The sequence below is a fragment of the Anabaena azotica FACHB-119 genome, from assembly GCF_014697625.1.
Lineage (GTDB): Bacteria > Cyanobacteriota > Cyanobacteriia > Cyanobacteriales > Nostocaceae > Trichormus > Trichormus azoticus_A.
Genome location: NZ_JACJSG010000003.1, coordinates 183,327 through 203,345, shown reverse-complemented (window position 1 = coordinate 203,345; position 20,019 = coordinate 183,327). Strand labels below are relative to the sequence as shown.

20 protein-coding genes are annotated in these 20,019 nt (G+C 39.3%); 9 read left to right on the top strand and 11 right to left on the bottom strand.

Annotated elements, in window-relative coordinates; all coding sequences use genetic code 11:
- Window positions 1–50: 50 nt before the first annotated feature.
- The 3 genes from H6G83_RS03400 to purS form a co-directional block, all read right to left on the bottom strand.
- Entirely contained in the window at window positions 51–1,949 is a 1,899-nt protein-coding gene (locus H6G83_RS03400) for a hypothetical protein (RefSeq protein WP_190466960.1), read from the bottom strand.
- A 171-nt stretch (window positions 1,950–2,120) separates the two neighbouring features.
- The gene (gene purQ / locus H6G83_RS03395; protein WP_190466956.1) at window positions 2,121–2,795 is read right to left on the bottom strand and encodes a phosphoribosylformylglycinamidine synthase subunit PurQ; all 675 of its coding nucleotides are present in this window, start codon (window positions 2,793–2,795) and stop codon (window positions 2,121–2,123) included.
- Window positions 2,796–3,177: 382 nt separating this feature from the next.
- A complete protein-coding gene (purS, locus tag H6G83_RS03390; RefSeq protein WP_190466953.1) occupies window positions 3,178–3,456 on the bottom strand; it encodes a phosphoribosylformylglycinamidine synthase subunit PurS in 279 nt (92 codons plus the stop codon).
- A 228-nt stretch (window positions 3,457–3,684) separates the two neighbouring features.
- Here purS and H6G83_RS03385 point away from each other — a divergent pair, with 228 nt between their 5' ends.
- Window positions 3,685–4,089, top strand: coding sequence for a Fur family transcriptional regulator (locus tag H6G83_RS03385; RefSeq protein ID WP_190466950.1), 405 nt, complete (start codon window positions 3,685–3,687; stop codon window positions 4,087–4,089).
- Between the two features lie 138 nt (window positions 4,090–4,227).
- Here the strand turns inward: H6G83_RS03385 and H6G83_RS03380 are convergent, their stop codons facing one another.
- On the bottom strand, window positions 4,228–5,196 hold the full coding sequence (locus H6G83_RS03380; RefSeq protein ID WP_190466946.1) for an SPFH domain-containing protein: 969 nt from the start codon (window positions 5,194–5,196) through the stop codon (window positions 4,228–4,230).
- 52 nt (window positions 5,197–5,248) lie between these two features.
- On the bottom strand, window positions 5,249–5,686 hold the full coding sequence (locus tag H6G83_RS03375) for an NfeD family protein (RefSeq protein ID WP_190466943.1): 438 nt from the start codon (window positions 5,684–5,686) through the stop codon (window positions 5,249–5,251).
- Between the two features lie 672 nt (window positions 5,687–6,358).
- On the opposite strand from H6G83_RS03375, the gene H6G83_RS03370 reads away from it, so the two are divergent.
- The 5 genes from H6G83_RS03370 (at window position 6,359) to H6G83_RS03350 (ending at window position 9,936) form a co-directional block, all read left to right on the top strand.
- The gene (locus tag H6G83_RS03370; RefSeq protein WP_190466940.1) at window positions 6,359–8,320 is read left to right on the top strand and encodes a PP2C family protein-serine/threonine phosphatase; all 1,962 of its coding nucleotides are present in this window, start codon (window positions 6,359–6,361) and stop codon (window positions 8,318–8,320) included.
- Between the two features lie 75 nt (window positions 8,321–8,395).
- A complete protein-coding gene (locus H6G83_RS03365) occupies window positions 8,396–8,818 on the top strand; it encodes a type II toxin-antitoxin system RelE/ParE family toxin (RefSeq protein ID WP_190466936.1) in 423 nt (140 codons plus the stop codon).
- Window positions 8,805–9,116, top strand: a complete 312-nt coding sequence (locus H6G83_RS03360) for a helix-turn-helix domain-containing protein (protein ID WP_190466933.1) — start codon at window positions 8,805–8,807, stop codon at window positions 9,114–9,116. Before H6G83_RS03365 ends, H6G83_RS03360 begins: the two co-directional genes overlap by 14 nt.
- A 101-nt stretch (window positions 9,117–9,217) precedes the next feature.
- Complete coding sequence (locus tag H6G83_RS03355; RefSeq protein WP_190466930.1) at window positions 9,218–9,475, top strand: hypothetical protein; 258 nt, start codon at window positions 9,218–9,220, stop codon at window positions 9,473–9,475.
- A 197-nt stretch (window positions 9,476–9,672) separates the two neighbouring features.
- The gene (locus H6G83_RS03350; RefSeq protein ID WP_190466927.1) at window positions 9,673–9,936 is read left to right on the top strand and encodes a ferredoxin-thioredoxin reductase variable chain; all 264 of its coding nucleotides are present in this window, start codon (window positions 9,673–9,675) and stop codon (window positions 9,934–9,936) included.
- 10 nt (window positions 9,937–9,946) lie between these two features.
- Here the strand turns inward: H6G83_RS03350 and H6G83_RS03345 are convergent, their stop codons facing one another.
- Entirely contained in the window at window positions 9,947–10,168 is a 222-nt protein-coding gene (locus tag H6G83_RS03345) for a hypothetical protein (protein ID WP_190466924.1), read from the bottom strand.
- Window positions 10,169–10,279: 111 nt separating this feature from the next.
- Complete coding sequence (locus H6G83_RS03340; protein WP_190466921.1) at window positions 10,280–11,071, bottom strand: YdcF family protein; 792 nt, start codon at window positions 11,069–11,071, stop codon at window positions 10,280–10,282.
- Window positions 11,072–11,148: 77 nt separating this feature from the next.
- Between H6G83_RS03340 and H6G83_RS03335 the strand changes: the two genes are divergently transcribed.
- Window positions 11,149–12,012, top strand: coding sequence for an HIT family protein (locus H6G83_RS03335; protein WP_190466918.1), 864 nt, complete (start codon window positions 11,149–11,151; stop codon window positions 12,010–12,012).
- 257 nt (window positions 12,013–12,269) lie between these two features.
- On the opposite strand, the gene H6G83_RS03330 is transcribed toward H6G83_RS03335, so the two are convergent.
- The 4 genes from H6G83_RS03330 to H6G83_RS03315 form a co-directional block, all read right to left on the bottom strand.
- Window positions 12,270–12,716 (bottom strand): acyl-CoA thioesterase, encoded by a 447-nt coding sequence (locus tag H6G83_RS03330; protein WP_190466914.1) that lies wholly within the window; start codon window positions 12,714–12,716, stop codon window positions 12,270–12,272.
- Window positions 12,717–12,852: 136 nt separating this feature from the next.
- Window positions 12,853–13,941 carry a T3SS effector HopA1 family protein gene (locus tag H6G83_RS03325; RefSeq protein WP_190466910.1) on the bottom strand — a complete coding sequence of 363 codons (1,089 nt, stop codon included), beginning with the start codon at window positions 13,939–13,941 and terminating at the stop codon, window positions 12,853–12,855.
- Window positions 13,942–14,120: 179 nt separating this feature from the next.
- The gene (locus tag H6G83_RS03320) at window positions 14,121–15,356 is read right to left on the bottom strand and encodes a phosphotransferase family protein (RefSeq protein ID WP_190466907.1); all 1,236 of its coding nucleotides are present in this window, start codon (window positions 15,354–15,356) and stop codon (window positions 14,121–14,123) included.
- A gap of 1,313 nt (window positions 15,357–16,669) precedes the next feature.
- Entirely contained in the window at window positions 16,670–16,990 is a 321-nt protein-coding gene (locus tag H6G83_RS03315; RefSeq protein ID WP_190466905.1) for a TMEM14 family protein, read from the bottom strand.
- A 117-nt stretch (window positions 16,991–17,107) separates the two neighbouring features.
- Between H6G83_RS03315 and H6G83_RS03310 the strand changes: the two genes are divergently transcribed.
- Window positions 17,108–18,439, top strand: a complete 1,332-nt coding sequence (locus H6G83_RS03310; protein ID WP_190466901.1) for an ATP-binding protein — start codon at window positions 17,108–17,110, stop codon at window positions 18,437–18,439.
- A gap of 153 nt (window positions 18,440–18,592) precedes the next feature.
- Window positions 18,593–19,870 carry a tellurite resistance TerB C-terminal domain-containing protein gene (locus H6G83_RS03305; RefSeq protein WP_190466898.1) on the top strand — a complete coding sequence of 426 codons (1,278 nt, stop codon included), beginning with the start codon at window positions 18,593–18,595 and terminating at the stop codon, window positions 19,868–19,870.
- Window positions 19,871–20,019 lie beyond the last annotated feature (149 nt).

Below are 20,019 nucleotides of genomic sequence, written 5' to 3'. Positions count from 1 at the left end.
TATCTCTATTATCTTATCAAGCGATCGCCTGTAATATCGCACTCAAATAACTAACGATTTGGATACACATGGCGCATTTCAAACCGACACTGTTCCCACAATGGTAGTAACGCTTGCTTCGCTGCATTTAACTGGGGTTGGGAGAAACTTATTTTGCCATATTCTATAATCCAGATAAATACGCGAGTGATTAAAACAGCATTCAAACTACTCTCATATTGATAATTATTTATCCTCCCTGCTTGAGCATCTAAATAATCAATTACATCTTTAAAACCCCATGTTTGAAAATCACTTTTGATGTTGTCTTTTGTATTATCAACTTCAATCAAAGATAAGTTACGGATAATATAATCCATACCTTCTATTGATGAATCTGTATTGCGTACTAAATTTGTCAAGGCTCGATAATATGATTGTAATGATGTAGATAAAATATTCTCTTTACAACCATGCAGCCAAGATTGTATCTCTTGAAGATAAACAATTAACTCTTTAATGTCATGAATTTCTATTATCGGAGTACGCTGATTACTCTTAACTACTATATTATTTAATAATTCTTCCTCAGACAGAGTATATTTCTGTGAATAGTAATCAATAACTTTAGGAATAAATTGTTTTAATAACCATTGTTGAGTATATTTGGCTGTCCAAGTTCCGCGCGGGCCTATATCTTGTTGCCATGTTTGCAGTTCGCCTTTCTCTAAAGATTGTAGGTGAACATCATTAATTTCATAAACTATATTAATTGTGCCGTTGGGTAATATGGATAAATAATTGACGGGTTTGGGTATAACGAAAGCATGATCCCTTATCCCTCGGCTAATACGAATGGAAATGTCTTCTTGCTGGAATAAATGCCATTCTGATTTGCCTTGCACATAGTTGAACTCATTGGCGAAGTTGTGCATTAAGCGCCATAGTTTGGCATCTACAGAAAATAAATTCACTCCTCGCACACCTAAGAATTGTGTAAATTCAAAATCCCATGTTTCTAAAGCATCTTCAAAGGCAATAATTGCTTTTTTATATTCTTGACAAATTACATCAATACATAAACATAAGTCTGCTGTTTCTAAGTCGGATAAGATTACTGTTGTTTGACCTAAATTAACTTCAAAAGCATTATCATCTAATTGTTTTAGGAAACTCCGACAACCCCATTCGGGACGGGTGTTGATTCCTGTCATCAGTTGACCTAAAATAGATTGATGATTTAAGCTAACCTTCAGTCCTCTTAAAATGACGCTACTAAATTGAATTTGACAATTACCTTCAGCAAAAGCTTTGGGTAGGTTACATTCTATGACTACTTTAGGTTTAACAACAGTCAGGCGATCGCCTTCTCGAAAAATAGCAGGTCTAAAATCACTATTAGCTACAATTTCTTGTAAATTATAACGTCTTAGAGATTTTTCAATTAGATTATATTGGGTATATTTTAATATATTAGCTGTACTTTTATCTATATTTTTGACAATATAAAAATTAAAATTATTATAGAAATCTATAGCTATAGTTGTATTTTTCAAAGAATCAATACTTTTATCAAAAATTAACTCTTCTTTATGGTAAATAAAATATTTAAATAATTTTATATGATAACCATTAGTTACTAGAAAAAATGACGGTCTTAAATAAGTACTATAAAATCTTGCTCGTTCGATAGCTTCTGAGAAATTGTGAGAATTAGGTTCTATATATATAGCAATGATTAAAGATGTTTCAGCAGTTTGTTGTAACGCCTCGTTATGAGAATAATAAATACGAATACTTTCTATATGTTGACTATTTTTATTGTTAGCACAACAGCTATCTGGATAAGAAAGATAGCGAAACATGGGTACAATAAAGTTTATCTCTACATCATCTTTATTTTTTAAAAGACGATAATCAAAAGATTGTATCCATTTAATAAAGTTTCTATTTTCATTAGAAATTGACATTAGACTAGTTTATCAAATGATTTAATTAGCTTTGATTTTAGTAATCACTCTCCAACAGCTATTTAAGGATGAGAGGGAAAAGCTTTGATTACAAAAAATTGATAAAGGCACAGCCTGACTGTGCCTCTATCTTGTTTAACTATGATGGGTGCGGAGGTCAACATGATGCCATTATGCCAACGCCACCACCTTCTCCAACAACCCTTGAAATAACTTTAATCCATCGTTACCACCAAGCATAGGGTCAGAGGCTCTTTCTGGGTGTGGCATCATTCCTAAAACATTGCCTTGGCGATCGCAAATTCCGGCTATGTTATTCAGGGAACCGTTGGGGTTTTCACCCGCATAACGCAACACCACCTGCCCATTATCTTCAATCTGGGATAAAGTAGCCTCATCCGCATAAAATCTGCCTTCCCCGTGGGCAATTGGCAGAGTGATGACTTCCCCACTGTTGTAAGCTTGAGTCCAAGCGCTACTTGTACTCTCAACGGTGAGAGGAACGCGATCGCAAATAAAATGCAAATCTCGATTTCTCGTTAATGCCCCAGGTAGCAATCCAGCCTCAGTTAATACCTGAAACCCATTACAAATACCTAGCACCAACTTACCCTTCTGGGCGTGTTCCACCACCTGCTGCATCACAGGTGAGAACCGGGCGATCGCACCACAGCGCAAATAATCACCGTAGCTAAAACCACCAGGGATAATCACCACATCCAAATCGGCAATATCAGTTTCTTGATGCCAAACCATGCGAGTTGGTTGTCCTAGCAAATCTCTAGTGACATAGGCAACATCGCGATCGCAATTAGAACCGGGAAATACAACAACACCAAATTTCATAAATTAGTCATTAGTCATTAGTCATTAGTCAACAGGAAGGGGGAAGGGGGAAAGGGGAAAGGTGACAGGTGACAGGTGACAGGTGACAGGTGACAGTTGTTACTCTCCTCTGCTCCTTTCCCCTCCTGGGAGAGGTTAGGGGTGGGTTGCTCCTCTGCTCCCCTGCTCCTCTGCTCCCCTGCTCCCCTGCTCATCTCCCCCCACTCCCCCCAGTCCCTTTCAAGGGCAGGCTTTTTTTATTAGACAAATTTTTGGGCTTTTAAAACCAAAATTATTGTCTGAACAGTTAAAACTACGTTTCATAATTGAGAATATTCTCAACTATTTATCGAAGGTTTAAAAACCTGCCCTTGAAAGCCCCACTCCCCCCAGTCCCCAGTCCCTAATAAACTCCCGTCTGAGTTTCCACTTCAATCAAATCATAACGGTAATTTTCGATTACAGGATTGGCTAGCATTTGGTCGCAGATGCGGTCTAAGTCTTGACGCGCCTTGGCTTGGTCTGAGGTGGTAATGTTGAGTTCGATGTACTTACCGATACGTACATTTTCTACGTTATCGTATCCCATTTGTTGGAGTCCTGATTGCACAGCCACGCCGGCAGGGTCTAAAACTGAAGGGCGTAGCGTTACGAAAATTTTGGCTAGATACTTGGTTTGCACGGGATTTTGCTGAAAGCTGCGATCGCTATACTATAACTTTCTGTTCCAACTGAGTAAAAATAAGTTAATTGAGGCGTTAAAGTTAATCTAATAGCTAGGCAGCATTAAACCAGTGAATAGTGAACAGTTATCAGTGAACAGTGGACAGTGAACAGTGAACACAACCTGATAACTGATAACTGATAACTGTAAAACTTCTAATCCAGTGGCATATTAACACAATAGTCTATGAGAGCCATACGCACCCGCAGTCAAGAGCGCATTTTAAACTTGTTGCAAACCATCAAACAAGGCATTTCTGCTCAGGATATTTATGTAGAACTCCGTAACCGCAATCAGAGTATGGGGTTAGCAACAGTTTATCGCTCTTTAGAAGCGTTAAAACTAGAGGGCTTAGTGCAGGTGCGGACTTTATCTAATGGGGAAGCCCTCTACAGCCTAGCCCAGCAAGACAAACACCATCTCACTTGTTTACAATGCGGTGCATCAATTCCCATTCATCAATGTCCCGTCCACGATTTGGAAGATCAGTTACAAACTACCCATAAGTTTAAGATTTTTTACCACACTCTAGAATTTTTCGGATTATGTGGTAAATGCCAATTAGAACAAGCCGGTGGAATTAGTCATTAGTCAATAGTCATTAGTCAATAGTCAATAGTCAATAGTTAAAATCCTATTCATGGATGACTGTCAACTGATAACTGATAACTGATAACTGTCAACTGATAACTGATAACTGTCAACTGTCAACTGTCAACTGTCCACTGACTAACGACCATTGATTAATGAATCTGGTTTATCGGAAACAATTGAGCGGATACCTTCTAAAGTGGCGGGGATACTGCGGGGATCGATGAACATAACTTTGCTGCTATCGCTCTGACCGATGGTGGAACCCATATCTAGATAGCCTAAAGCAAATAGTACTTCTAAAGCGGCGTTAGCGGTGGGATTTGAGTCGATTTTTTGGGCTATAATTTCTGCGGATTCTGCGATCGCCTGAGCTTTGAGAACTTGCTGCTGACGTTCGGCTTGGGCTTTGAGAACGATCGCTTTTTGTTCTGCTTCCGCTTGTAAGATAACCGACTTTTGCCGGGCTTCTGCATCTAAAATTTGGGCTTCGGCTTTACCTCTGGCAGAATTAACTGCTGCTTCCCGTTCACCTTCAGAATTTAAAATTGCCGCCCTTCTGCGTCTTTCTGCGGACATTTGTAATTCCATCGATTCCCGCACCGCTTGAGAGGGGATAATATCTCGTAGTTCTACCCTTGTCACCTTTACGCCCCAAGGGTCGGTGGCAATGTCTAGATCCCGTAACAATAGTTCATTAATTTGAGAACGCGCGGTAAAGGTTTGGTCTAACTCCAACTGTCCCATTTCGGCACGAATTTGAGTTAATACCAAATTCACCATTGCCGACTGGAGATTTTCTACTTTGTACCAAGCTTTTTCCATATCGACAATTCGCCAGTAAACCACCGCGTCAACTTCAATACTTACGTTGTCACGAGTAATACATTTTTGGGGAGGAATATCTAAAACTTTTTCCCGAATAGTTTCTTGATAAACTGTTTTATCAATGAAAGGAACAACAAAATTTAGCCCTGGTTCTAGCTTTTTGTTATAGCTTCCTAATCTTTCTACTAAAGCTTCATTTCCTTGACTAATAACTTTCACAGACCCCGCCACGGCAGAACCACCAAGGGCTAACATGATAAGTAAAAAAAACTGTTCCACGATAAATCTCCTGATATTTAAGTAAGAATTTTGCCAAACTAATGACTAATGACTAATGACTAAAACCCAAGGAATTTTCTGGCATGACAATTAAAGTTGTGCCTTCCCTCCTAACTACATAAACTCTTTGATGAGGAGGAACAGTGATTTTCTCGTCGTCACATTTTGCCCGCCAAGAATTGCCTTCGTATAACACTCGCCCCGCTTGTCCAGGGGGAATTTCTGTTAACGTTTCTGCTACAATTGCATCTCGAATTTTTGACTTACGCCGTTGTGGTTGCAAATACCGCCGAGAAAGCAAAGTCAAAACGGTAGAAAAAAACAACCAAGCCACAACTTGCAGCCATAAAGGCAAGCCAAATTGCGATAATAACGCCACAATGAAGGCGCTAATGCCCATCATGAAGGCGACAAAAGCCGATGGTAAAAACAGTTCTATTAAACAAAGAACTGCTCCTCCGATAAACCAGATTAAGGTAAACGTTGGCATAGCGCCGTCCTAGACAATAAATTCATAAGTGGAACGGACTAAATAAATCAAGGTTTGTCTTCAAAAAAGGACTAAAGTCCTGACTACGAACTCAATTGTGATAACTTTACATTACTTAACATATATATATTTATTTTCTACCGCTTACTTACAAAGATTCTTAATATGAATTACGTAATCAGACTCTCTGCATTCCGAGGATGTAATAATTTTTAACAGATACACACCCATAAACTTAATCCACTTCTCAATTAAATCAGTTATCAGTTATCAGTTATCAGTTATCAGTTATCAGTTATCAGTTATCAGTTATCAGTCCTGACGGCTTTTGGTGGGGGATACAGAAGCGCCAACCTACACCTTCGACTAATTGGTTTGGTGTTTCACCAACGTATTTAAGTAGGGGCGGGTTTAACGAACATATCTGTTTTTACTATGAATTACTCAATGAACCCGCCCCTACAACTGTTTACTGTTCACTGTTAAATACAAGTACTGACTAGCGACTTCCAGAAAGGGAAACTTAGTCTTTTTTTGCCAAAATTTTGATTACAATCGGTAACAATGTGTAACTACTGGTACACAAAACTAGTCTATTCTAGCCTTCAAGCTTTTGACTGCTAAAGTTAATCGAACTTCACGAGTTAATTTTATTTTTAAATTTATACCAATATGCCTTCTACCGAACGAATAATTTATTGCATAAATCAACAATGTGAACAGCCGATTAATTCTGTAGGAGAGCGTGTATGTGCTAGTTGTCAAACTCCCTTAGTTCACCGTTATCTTTGGGCTACTGGCTCATTGGCAACCGAAATTCCACTAGGTACGAAGGTAGCAGATAGATATGAGGTGGTTAGTCAGCAGGTATGGTTAGATACTCGCCCTGGACTGATACCACAAGCGCCACCAGAATTACCTGCTGATGTGCTTCCTTATCTTCGCTTATATCCAGAGCGATCGCATCTCCCCCAAATCTACGCTTTGCTTCCCTCGTTCTCAGAAGGTGCAGGCGATATCCTGTTATTAGAAAATGTCCCCATAGATGAAGAAGGCAATATCTATCCAGCCATCATCAATGCTTGGCAAAAAGCTAAACCAGTTAGGCAAGTTTATTGGCTGTGGCAAATTCTCCAACTGTGGACACCTTTATTAGAATTAAACCTAGCTCACAACTTACTGAGGTTAGATAATTTACGAGTTCAAGGTTGGTGTGTGCGACTTTTGGAACTGAACCCCAGTACAGCCACCCAACAGCCGACGTTAAAAGATTTAAGCTACTCATGGCAAGCTTTAATAGAGTTAAGCACAACCTCAGTCACCTCAGAGTTGCAAAACCTACTCCAGCAGATGGCTTCAGAAGTAGAGTTAAAAACTATTGCCACTCAACTCAATCAGTTATTACTCACAGCCGCCGGCGAATTACCACTATACTTAAGCATGGCAGGGGCGACGGATACAGGCCCCCAACTCAGCCAAAATGAGGATAGTTGTTACCCCAACACTGCTGTTGACTCCCCAGAATTATTAGTACCAAATTTGGCGATCGTTTGTGATGGTATTGGGGGACATCAGGGAGGCGAGGTAGCCAGTCAATTAGCTGTGCAGTCTTTAAAATTACAGATGCGTGCTTTACTCGCCGAAGTAGCAGCACAGACGGAAATTGTCCCGCCCGACTTGTTGCAGGGACAACTAGAGGCTAGCTTGCGTGTAGCTAACAACCTCATCAGTGCGCGTAACGATGAACAAAAGCGCCAAGGTAGAGAACGCATGGCTACAACCCTGGTCATGGCAGTACAAGTACCGCAACGAGTCTTAACCACCTCTGGAAGGCAAGCAGATAATGCCCATGAACTTTATGTGGCGAATGTAGGTGATAGCCGCGCTTACTGGATAACTCGTAACTACTGCCAACAACTAACAGTAGATGATGATGTCGTTACTAGAGAAGTTCGTTCTGCCAAGAGTTTGTATCGACAAGCGCTGCAAAGACCAGATGCCAATGCTTTAACTCAAGCCTTGGGAACAAAGGATGCTGAATCCTTAAAACTGGTGATTAAACGATTTATTATCGAAGAAGATGGCATTTTATTACTGTGTTCTGATGGTTTAAGTGATAACAACTGGGTAGAAAATTCCTGGCGAGATTTTGCTATACCCGTGCTAACAGGACAGATGTCTGTAGAAGAAGCTGCTGAGGAATGGATTAATTTTGCCAATGAGAAAAATGGCCATGATAATACTTCTGTTGTGCTGAGTTTTTATCGCGTTGCTAAATTCCAGATAGTACCCGTCCCACCACCACCGCCACCACTGGTAGAGATTGTAGAGATTTCCGAACCTGAACCAGGCGAAATAGAAATATATCAAGAAGAACCAGTTTTAGCAGAAAGTTCTCAAGCATTACTAGATTTGACATTGCCAGATGAACCTGATCCCGTCCCATTTCAGGTAACAAAAATACCCAGTCGCCGCCGTCGCCGTCCCTTAGTATTGGTGGGAGGATTATTTGCCTTGCTAGTTGGCGGTACGGGTTTAGGACTATTAGCTTGGTCGCAACTTAGCCCCCAAACATTCCAGCAGATGTGTCAAAAATTACCCCCAGAAGTACAGCAATATTGTCCGCCGCGTTAGGCTGGGGGATTTTCTTAGTCTCAGTTTCCTTCATGGCTTTAATATAGCAATATTGTTATATTAAAAGGTGATGCTGTGCCTGAAACCCATGTTGTTTTCTACCAGGAGGAGGAAGGGGAAGTTCCTGTCCTTGAATGGCTGAAGCGACTTTTGAAAGAAGACCGCAAAGGTTATGCTAACTGTGTTGCTCGAATCAAACAACTGGCAGCATCAGGATACGAACTCCGCCGTCCAGCAGCTGATTACTTGCGTGAGGGAATATATGAGCTTCGGGCAAAGCATATTCATGTGCAATACCGCATCCTGTACTTTTTTCATGGTCAAAATGTAGCAATTCTAGCTCACGCTATCACGAAAGAAGAAGCAGCTGTACCACCAATTGATATTGAAAGAGCGATCACCTACGGTGGGCGGAACGCCATCGCTCGCAAGCTTTTGTTTGAAAAAAACCCAGAAGTTCACACCTACATAGAAGAGCAAGAGGATGGCCAAGACTAACGATGCAATCAAAATAATTGATCAGCTGACTAGCAGCGACTCTGAACTTGAGGCAATGGTGGTAGAAGCTTCAATCAATGCAGAAGTGGCTCAGTTAATTTATGAAGCTAGAACAAAAGCTGGTTTAACACAGAAACAATTGGCTGAACTTGTTGGTACAAAACAACCTGTGATTGCACGGTTGGAAGATGCTGATTACGAGGGACACTCTCTGTCAATGCTGCAAAAAATCGCTCATGCTCTTAATCAGCGAGTAGTGATTCGTCTAACTCCTTTGGAACATGAGCAAAGCGCGTAGTCAGAGCAAGAAGATCCGCCACCTGCAACGAAAATGAGCAGATGGAAGAGTGAGGGAGAAGAACTTTGGACTATGGACTGTTGACTATGGACTAATGACTAATGACTAATGACTATGGACTAACGACCATTTATTGTAGAATTGATTCTGTCGTTAAAGCGCACAGCAAAAGCAAAGCGGGTTATTATTCCCCCGTGAGCATCTCCAGACTCGCACTCATTTCTTCTGAGATACCTGTGAGCGTGGACAAGTGTGTTCAAGAAACACAAGCAGCAAATTTTTTAGCCAATGACTTTACTATTCGGCAAAAATTACTGCTTGGGGTTTTGGCATTGTTGCGGGGATTAGGAAAAACTTAGTTTTCCTAACTACTTGTCAATATATATAAGTCTACTCAGAAATTCTGATTTTGCTGACTAACTGCGCTTAAGGCCTGCAAGGACAGGCTTTATTTGTTTAGAAGTTACAGAGATGTAAAAGGGAGCATCTATAAGTATTTATTGTTATGGGAGTTGCTGTTGTCAACAATACTGTTTGTCAAAGAGTTCAGTGAGGGATGGTTGTGGAAATACTTGTCGAAAAAGGTGTGAATGTTGTTATGAAAGTAGGCGATCGCGTTCGTGTTAAAGAATCGGTAGTAGTTTACCATCATCCTGAACATCGGGGTCAGGGTTTTGACCTCAAAACGTCAGAAGGCGAAATTGTGGAAATTGTCACCCAATGGCAAGGTAGACCTGTTAGTGCTAACCTACCTTTTCTCGTCCAGTTTAGTAAGAAGTTTAAAGCTCACTTACGCGAAAATGAGTTAGAAGTTATCTAAGTATCTACTTTCAGGAGCGGCGGAACCAGGAGAAAATATTCACTTCGCCGCGCATTCTTTTTAGTTCCTGGCGGTTCTGCTCGGCAGTTTCGTAATACCATTGACAATAACGCTCAAACTCAGAACGTTTTTGCACTTCATAATAAAACTGATGAGTTGTCTGATAAACAGCGAATGTATCTTCAGCTTGAGGCTGGGGTGCAGGTAGGATATAGGGTAAGTTTTCTCGCATTTCTGGGGACTGGGGACTGGGGGGGAAAGGGGAAGGGGGAAAGGGGAAGGGTGAAAGGGGAAAGGGAAAAATAACAACTGATAACTGATAACTGTCAACTGTCAACTGATATTACAGCCAACCGCGTAGCCAATAAATAAAGATGCCGATGTATTCTTTTAAGGCGTTGGTGAATATGTTTAGGTTGTAAGTGTCGGGTAATAAATTCAATATAGCGGCTTTGGGGGTGTTGCCGAGTTCTTGTAAATCACCTTCACTCACTAAAAAATCAGTAGGTGCGGGAATTACATCCATACCTTGACGCTGAAAAATTTTGAGCGATCGCGGCATATGTAATGCTGATGTTACTAGTAATACTTTACCAATGCGGCGAGATTCTAGAATTTTCTTGACATTTACGGCATTTTGATATGTGTTGAGTGAATCTGGTTCTTGAATCAAGGCTTCAGCCGGAATACCCAGGGATGTGAGAATATTTACCATATCGGCTGATTCTGGTGAACCACTTCCGCGCCAATCGATGCGTCCGCCACTGAGGACAATGAACGGGGCTTTGTTTTGGCGGTATAATTGGGCGGCGTAGATGACGCGATCGCCTTGTTCGCTTAAATCAACTGTTGTCCTTGGGGGAAATGCTGATTTAGTTGCACCACCTAATACTACGATAGCTTCTGTATTGGGTAATTGTGCGGGGGGGAGATTTTGCCATTCTAGCGATCGCACTAAGTATTTAGCCACCCAGGCGTTACTGGACAAGAACAAGACAATTAACGACAAAGCTATGGCTGTAGTGGCTATCCTGGGGCGTTTCCGTAAAGTTACTAACGCTACGATTAAACCGATGCTGGCTAATCCCAAAGGATAGAAAAATAGTGGCAATAATTTAGATAGATATAAAAACATATTGATTACCGTAGAATTGGCGATCCCGGATTGAGTTTTGGCTGTGTTAAGACAAAACAGATGAATCTGAGATTTTCATGAAACAGCAAAAAAATCAATTTAGCCATCTGACTGCGATCGACAGAACTTATTTATCATTTCCTGCACAGTTTTTACTCAATCAAAATTTACTACAAGGTAAAATATTAGATTTCGGTTGCGGCTTTGGCAATGATGTTAAATTATTGCACCAAAAAGGCTTTGATATTACAGGTTATGATCCTTACTATTTTCCTCAACATCCTGATAATAAATTTGATACTATAATTTGTGCTTACGTTTTAAATGTTTTATTTCCCGAAGAACAAGCTAACGTCCTGATGGAAGTATCCCATCTCTTAAAACCAGGCGGTAAAGCTTATTATATCGTCAGAAGGGATATCAAAAGAGAAGGTTTTAGGGAACATTATGTTCATAAAAAGCCCACATATCAATGTATTGTGAAACTTCCCTTCCGTTCACTACTTTTAGATGAAAGCCGAGAAATCTACGAATATACCCATTACAATAATCAACGTAACTCATCTAATTACTGTATATTTTGCAATCCCCCCAAAAACTTAAGATTATTAACTGAATCAGCGACAGCTTACGCTATGTTTGATGGGTATCCCATTAGCAAAGGACATATCTTAGTTATCCCTAAACGCCATGTGAGTAATTACTTTGAACTCCCCTTAAAAGAACAGTCCGCCTGCTGGCTAATGGTAAATAAAGTGCAAGAATTTCTCCAAGCAGAATTTGCCCCCGATGGCTTTAACATAGGTATGAATATCAATAAAGCCGCCGGACAAAATATTATGCACGCCACCATTCATATTATCCCTCGCTACAACGGTGATGCTATGGGTGCTAAAAGCGGCATCAGAAACGTCATCCCTAAGAGATTATTTATAAAGTAGCACCAATAAATACGGTGCGTTACGGCTAATTCCTACTCTCGCAAACGCTCAAATCCTTTCATAGCCGTAACACACCCTACTTCAGATTTAATCTGACTTTTCACGGGATCTGGAAGACCTCTCTCCAAACCTCTCTCCTACAAGGAGAGAGGCTTTGATTTCTCCCCCTTCCCTTGTAGGGGGCTGGGGGGTTAGGTCTGACGGAACGCTTTTCCACATAACGTGAAAAGTCAGCATATTTACTGCGTTTAAATCTCCTAAATTACCTCCCTCGCCTTCCTCCTCTCCATCCCCTCCATCTCCTTGCGAAAACTTTCCAACCACTCAACAATTTCCGCAGGTAATTCTTGCTTATTCCTACTACCAGGATCAATACAAACGTGCCGAGTTACCGCCTTAGCGACTAACACATCCGTCAAGAAAATCTCATAATTAATCTCAAACCTCTCCGCACCTATTTTTTGAGGAGTTAAGTTAACTATTACCTGATCACCAGAAAATAAAGGGCGGAAAAAATCTACATTTGCGTGAACAATGGGAAAACCCACCGCAGGATTAGTAAAAAAATCTTTGAGATTAATTCCTGATACTTTTAAAGATTCTTCGTAAGCTTCATGACAAATGCTAAGAGTGTTAGCGAAATACACCACTCCCGCAGCATCGGTATCTGAAAAGCGAATTGTTCGGTTATAAGTGAAAGGCATAGTTTAAATTCAAAATTCAAAATTGAAGACTTGTGTAATCGCATATGGGCATAGGCTTGTTAATTTATTGAATGTAGGCTAAAAAAAAGCAGACTATAAGCCTGCTCATAAAATGATATTACTGTGCAAGAAAAATTTATAACTTTAAAGGTGAATATATATCCTTAGAGGTAGGATTAAGATAAGGACGCTGTAAATCTATAGAATGGCGTTGAAAGTGTTGATGAATCGTCTTCATGCGTTCTTCTACAGCATTCTTGCCTTTTTGCCAAGCTTCCAATAAAGCGTTAGCGACAATTTGACAACGGTTCATCCCAAAACTTTCTTGTGCGGCAAATTTTTGGGTAGGTTCTTCAGCTAAACTCAACCCAGGCGCTAAAAACTTAGTGAATAAGGGTATTTCTGGGCGAAAATAACTTTGATACTCTTGATATACGACTTGCAAAACTTTGTGAATTGCTGGATAGTCGTGATGTTCAAAATAAAGTACCCCTGAGTCGTAGCGTCCGTAGGCGCAAGGGTTGTAAAGGACTTGGAAGGTGAAAGGAATGGCGGCGGTGTTTAACTGCTGGGTTAAACTATCCATGAGAGCGATCGCACCAGCAGCAGAGAAGTTAAAATAGATTCTCCCCGTACCTAAATCAGCATCAGGATTTCCTATCTGTTCCTGACCTACATCACTCACAGCTAAATAATAGCCGTTTTGTAATCTATTATTAGGCATCCAAATCGCCACAGATTCACCTATAGCCGCAGATTTTTTACCCGGTTTAAGATGACAATCTGGTTCAATATATAAAGTTAAACCACCTTTAGTTACTGCCATACTACCATCAGGCTCTTTACGTAACACCTGCCAACTAGGGTCAAAATAACCCCTACCATGATTACTAGCTTGTAGTTGTTCGTAAAATTCCCAATCGATACCAACAACTGAATTAGTTGCTAAATTTTGCGGTACTGAGTAATTAACATCATTATCTGGTGTCAAATTATTTTGTAAGACACCGTTGTAATAAATTCCATATAAGAAATTACGCAGCAATAAAGCAAGATATTTATTTTGTAAGGCAACCGAGTTATGCTGAAATCTGTCTGCTACTTTAGTCGGTAGAGCAAAAGGTTGATAACTGGGATGGTTGATACAAAAATTTGACTCAATCTGGATATTAGTGGCAATATCCATTAGAGAATTAAGTAGTGGGTTGGCAGAAGAATCTAGCATCGCTCAATTCCAAACTCAAAATTGATAATTATTGGTAATTGGTAATTGGTAATTGGTAATTGCAAAACATTTACCTGGATGAAGCAGATCACATAAGTAGAACAACGTGGAAAAACCGAACTATGTAAGTACAAGTAAAATAAGCTGAAACCTTCTTCCCTCCTGCCTCCTGCCTTACTTTAGCAACCACGTAAGCGAGTTTTTTCATAATAAATACGCACTAGCTGTTTTTCCTTTTCAGGTTGTGGTGTCTGTTGAATCTTGGCTACCGGAAAGAGAATTTCTGTTTCCGAGATACCAAAAATGCTGAGTACAGATTGTTCAGGGATTGTGAGAAGATTTTTGGCTAATTCCAGCATATAAAGGTGAGAATTATCAAATAATTTACAGTTATTAATTTTGTCTTGAATTTGGTGAATTAAAGCCAGTCCTGTAAACTTAATAACTCGTATTAAAAAATCAGGATGATATGTCAAAATCATCGGAAAGGCTTGCAAGTAAGCTTGCAGGAGAGCTACTAATGATGGTTGAATGTCTTCTAATGGTGTCATTGCCAGTTGTAACGATTCTGACAAGTCCAATGTAGGATCTACGATTAAACTCTCAAGCCAAATTTGCAAATAACTAGCCAAAATAGTTCCTAAATCAAAAGCTGGGTCTCCCCATGTGCAAGCTTCCCAATCAATTAATCGCACAAGACAATTATCTAATTGGTTCCATCGGGAATGAATTAATATATTGTTTAGTTTGAGGTCGTTATGAGTTAAACAGCAAGGGTTCCACTCATAAGCCAAATCAGCGATCGCAGCTTCTAAACTCTCGTAACGCTGATAGAGAACATGAAATTTTAAAGCTTCAGTAGGAATCTTACCAAAAATCGTTGGATCAAGGGAACCTACTCCTTGCGCCGGATTATAAAAATGATAGCGAAACTGTCCTTGAGGCGCAGTCGCCATAAAATCACGGTATTCTTTACCTTGAAAGGTAGTCCGGTGTAACCCCGCTAAAGTCGTCCCAATAGCAGCCGCGATTTCTGTAGGAAAAGTATTACTCTTTTGATAATATTCACCCAAGTCTTGGTATTCGCTTAAATAACTGCGAACGAGGAGGGAATTTTCCTCATCATAATGTACCACCAAAGGAGCGATCGCCCAAATATTACCTAGAACGGGAAACTTTTGGAGTAATTGGTGAAATAGCCACTCATTCAACAATTCATGGAGAATACCCTCATTTTCCGTACCACGTTCTTGTTTAACTAGCAGCTTATGTTCATCTGCTAAATCCACCACTAAATTGTAATTCTTCTGATTAATTGGCAACTCAACTATATTTGATTTGCCAACTTCTAAGCTACACAGACCTGCTGCTTGCAGATACTGGATAACATTTTGAGAAGACAGTGGTAATGACATGGATTATATCCTTCTAAAATAGCTGAGATACTGACCTAATCTCAAGATTTGTTTAGCTTTTATCTTCTGGGTAGATAACAACAAGGTTATAAATATCAATCATAATTGCTTTCATATATAAATATCTCATATCTTTTATTAATACCTGCCAAAATGGCAAAATCACCTTTATTTTTGCTTTAATTTTAATTGCTTTTACTGTTGTATCTTTAAACTAAATATATTTTTTATCAGAAAATGTAACTCTTATGTACTTATTTTTTTTGTTATTTATGATGATTTTTCACTGATATATTTCTCCCATTTGTTTATGCAGTTAATAGCCTCAGCAACTCTCTCAGAAGAGATGCAGCAATATTTGTTCATTTAGGACAAATTTGTATTGGAAATAATCAAGCTATATAAACAGTTGTATTACGCTGTGTAAAGCTTCGATATCTAAAAGCTAACTTTACTAGAAAGTGTCGTCTAGAGTAATAAGAGAGAATTTGTAATAATCGTTACATTTTAACCCTGGGGTTCGTAACCTATAGGACTTACGCATGAAAACGAAAAATCAAGGGTTTTGGCAAGGGTACAGGGGTATAGGGGTGTAGGGGTGTAAAAGCGCTAAACCTATACCCCTATACCCTTACACCCTTACACCCTGTCTCGACAGATAACTTCAGTGCGTAAGTCCTGACCTAATTAATTGGGCATAGGATATTATTTTTATTTATCAGCCCCAGGTGCAACAAACCGGATACTTTAGGTAGATGAAAATTATTTTTTTCAGCCTATTAAAATACTAACTGTATACTAAGCATCTACTTTAGGGTTGAACCTAGTTAGTAGGCTGCGTCAGTATGACTATTTTCGTGGTATGACTGGGGTTTCTCGTTAGCGCACCCTACATTTTGGATATTTTTTTATCTGGAAGTCGCTAAAGCAGAGTTTTTATTTACTTATTCTTATGAGTAAGAGAGGAAGCACAAATAGTTGACATAAATAAGTAAAACTTATGCAATTAAGCCAGGGTTACAGCACTTTAAATTAAGTGACAAAAAATACAAAATATATTTAATAGATAGACACTGTTGGCGCGAAAAATTGTAGCTACGCAAGCAACACCCAATGTCTTAGGTGTCTAATCATAATAATTCACATTTTAGTAATATAAATGTACTATATTGAAACCCCATAGAGGGAGTTCATTTGTGACACCAATTCACAAAAAATATGATACCAGTGCAAACGCCCAAAGCTATGGTACATCTCAATTTCTTAATTTTGAATTTTGAATTTTGAATTTTGAATTGGTATTACACCCTGAGTTATTGTGCAACCACTAGTTGATTAACCAAAACAGCAAGTGACAACATACCTAAAATAGTCATTAGTCCGGCTGGCATAAACTTGCGTGTTCTAGCTAATCTTAAGGCAAAGAATATGACCAAAGCAGCAGTAACAGCAATTGCTAAAATTAAACCCCAACTATTGCCTTGCAGTTGCAAGTAAGCAGCAGCAAATAGCAGTAAACCGCTAATAATACCACTAAGGAGGGAAACTTGACTCTGAGCCTGAAAGTAGCCAATAATGCCACCAATAACAGTTAACACACCATAGGCGATCGCAGCAATTATACTTAAATTCATTGTTAAACCCCAAGTAGATAAAACAGTCAACAGTCAACAATAAATACTCTGAATTAAGAACTAATGACTAATGACCAATGACCAATGACCAATGACCAATGACCAAATAACCCAAAAATGTCAGCAACTACCTCTCCCTATTCCCAGATACAATTTCTGCAACGCCAAGCAGCCTCCCTCTTACTGTACCAATCAGTGCTACAAACGGATGTCGGCATTGCTTTCCAAGAACTGTTACAAGCCATACGCTACGCTGAGGCTGATGCAACAGGTACTCTTCAAGCTTATGGCAATTACTTTCACGCTTTGGCTAGTAGAAAACAAAATTGGGAAGATTATCTAATTACCCAAATATTGATTTGTGAAAATCCTTTCAGCAAACTTACCCAACAGCAAAACTGGGAAAAAATACCCCCAGCCTTAGTTGCAGCAGCTAAACATGATTTACAAGTTTTGCAGAGTCTATATGAATGTAGCAGCGCTGTTTTGAGTGAGTGGGTGCAAGCAGTAGCCCATTTACCTATTTCTCCTGTGGTTTGGTACACAGAACAGGATGAGATGGACTTGAACGGAGGATTATTTTTACATCACCTAGACAATTGGGCAGATGCGGTAGAAGAATTAGCCACCTATTATCAGAAGTTTGGCATAGGTTTATTTGCCCAATACCGCGCCTTAAGGTGGCAAGAGGGAGAATTTATTGGCATTCCTTACCCTGACCCAGTTAAACTAAATTCACTCGTAGGTTACGAGTCACAACAAGAGGCGCTGCTGAAAAATACACAATTTCTCTTATCAGGACAGACTGCGCTACACGTATTACTTTACGGCAGTCGGGGGGCGGGGAAATCTTCTCTAGTCAAAGCCTTATTAAATGAATATAGTCATAGACAACTGCGTTTATTAGAAGTGACAAAATCAGACCTAAAGGATTTACCTAAAATTGTGGAACAGTTACGGGGAGTGCCGCAAAAATTTATTATCTTTGTCGATGATTTATCCTTTGAAGAAGATGATGATGCCTTCAAAGCGCTGAAGGTTGTCTTAGAAGGAAACTTAACTGCCCGTCCGCAAAACGTAGTTGTTTATGCTACCTCAAATCGCCGTCATTTGATTCGTGAATTTTTTGCTGATCGACCAAGCTTGAAAAATAACGAAGAAGTCCATGCTTGGGACACGATGCAGGAGAAACTTTCGTTTAGCGATCGCTTCGGTTTAACCCTCACCTTTGACTCTGCCGACCAAAACACATACCTACAAATTGTACGTCATCTGGCAGCCCAAGCCGAAATTGATATTAGTCAAGCAGATTTAGAATATCAAGCATTACAATGGGCAACAAGCCATAATGGACGTTCTGGACGTACAGCCAGGCAATTTGTAGATTTTCTCCAAGCACAGACAACAGTCTTTGGTACAAACAACAATATTTTAGATACCCAACCATGAACATAATTTTTGCCTGAATTCAACATTTCCTTACCTTTTTCACCATCTTATGCACCAACAGTTACAACTAAAGTTATTAACATCAAAATATGAGGAGTAATCATTGGCAATGCAGATCATTCAGCAAACATAATTACGCTAAAAATTAGCAATATGCGACCAGTAATAGTAAGTAATAGATTTATTTTAGGTATAGTTGCCTTTAGTGTGAGTTTTGGCTTGAGCCTTGTTCCCACATGGAATTTTAGGCAAGCTTTCTTCACAGGTGTAATTACAGTAGTCGCTACATACACAGCAGCCTTATTTGTAGATAAACGGCGGAGAAATTTTGAATTATTACTACTCAGTTCATTCCGTAAGCGGATTCAAGAAACAGAGGGGCTAAAATCTCGTTTAGCCAGAGAAATTGAACAACTAGAAATCCACCGCAGCTTATTGTACACAGAGACAAAGCAACTACAAAACCAGATTTTAGAATGTCGGAATCAAAGAGATAGCCTGCATCGGGACTTAGGAGTTTTTGCCAGCCAAAGAAAACAAATAGAGTCTGAAGTTAACAGCTTAAAAAATGCTATTACTATATTAGAACAAAATCAAGTAGAGCTGAATAATACCTTATCTACCCTAGCAGCAGAAAAGCGGCGATTAGAAGTCCATTGCCATAGCCAACTTGCGGAAATTACACAGTTACAAACTCAAATAAGTGACTTACAACAAGAAAAACAAGAAATAGAAAATAGTCTGACTTTACTAGGTCGCATCAAACCTCAACTTGAAGAAAAACTTTATGAGTTAAGAATTACTATTCAAGACTTAGAAACTGAAAAAGAAAAGCAAAATAAAATCTTGATAGAAACCAGCAATGAAAAAGAAGCTATAGCAGCCAATATCAATTATTTAGAAACGCAAAAAACTGAACGGCATACAGAATTAGAACAACTGCAAAACGAAATTTTGCTTTTACAACAAGAAAGAGATATTCTCCAAAACCAAGTATGGGAACTCTTACAGCAAGTTGAGACTTTTAATCAAGAAAACATAGCTGTAAATCCAGAAGCACCAGAAGGCGAATTTTTCCCATTTTCCGATATTCTAGAAAATCTAGACAATGAAAATAATACAGACAAAACATTACCCGAAGAATGGCATACATTCTTCAGACAGTTGCCTAATCATGAAATTCAGGTACTAAAAAGTATAGTAGAGCAAGATAACCCCAAGCAATCTATTAAGAAAATTGCTGAAGCCAACATTACCATGCCAAACTTGTTGATTGATTCCATCAATGAGCGTGCTAATGATACTATTGGTGAGTTAATTATTGAAACAGAATTAGAAGTACCCAGAATCTATGCAGAACATATACTCAATGTCCGCAAAATGATTGCTTTTCATGAAAACTTAATCGCTAAACAAGCCTCCTCAAATTAAATCCCTCTTGCTTGATGTAAAATTTTTATTAGGGTGCGTTAAAGCAGCGCTTAACGCACCACATTTGCTGGTGCGTTACGGCTAATTCTTAATTTCACCAACGCTCAAATCCTTACATAGCCGTAACACACCCTACTTATACCAATTCT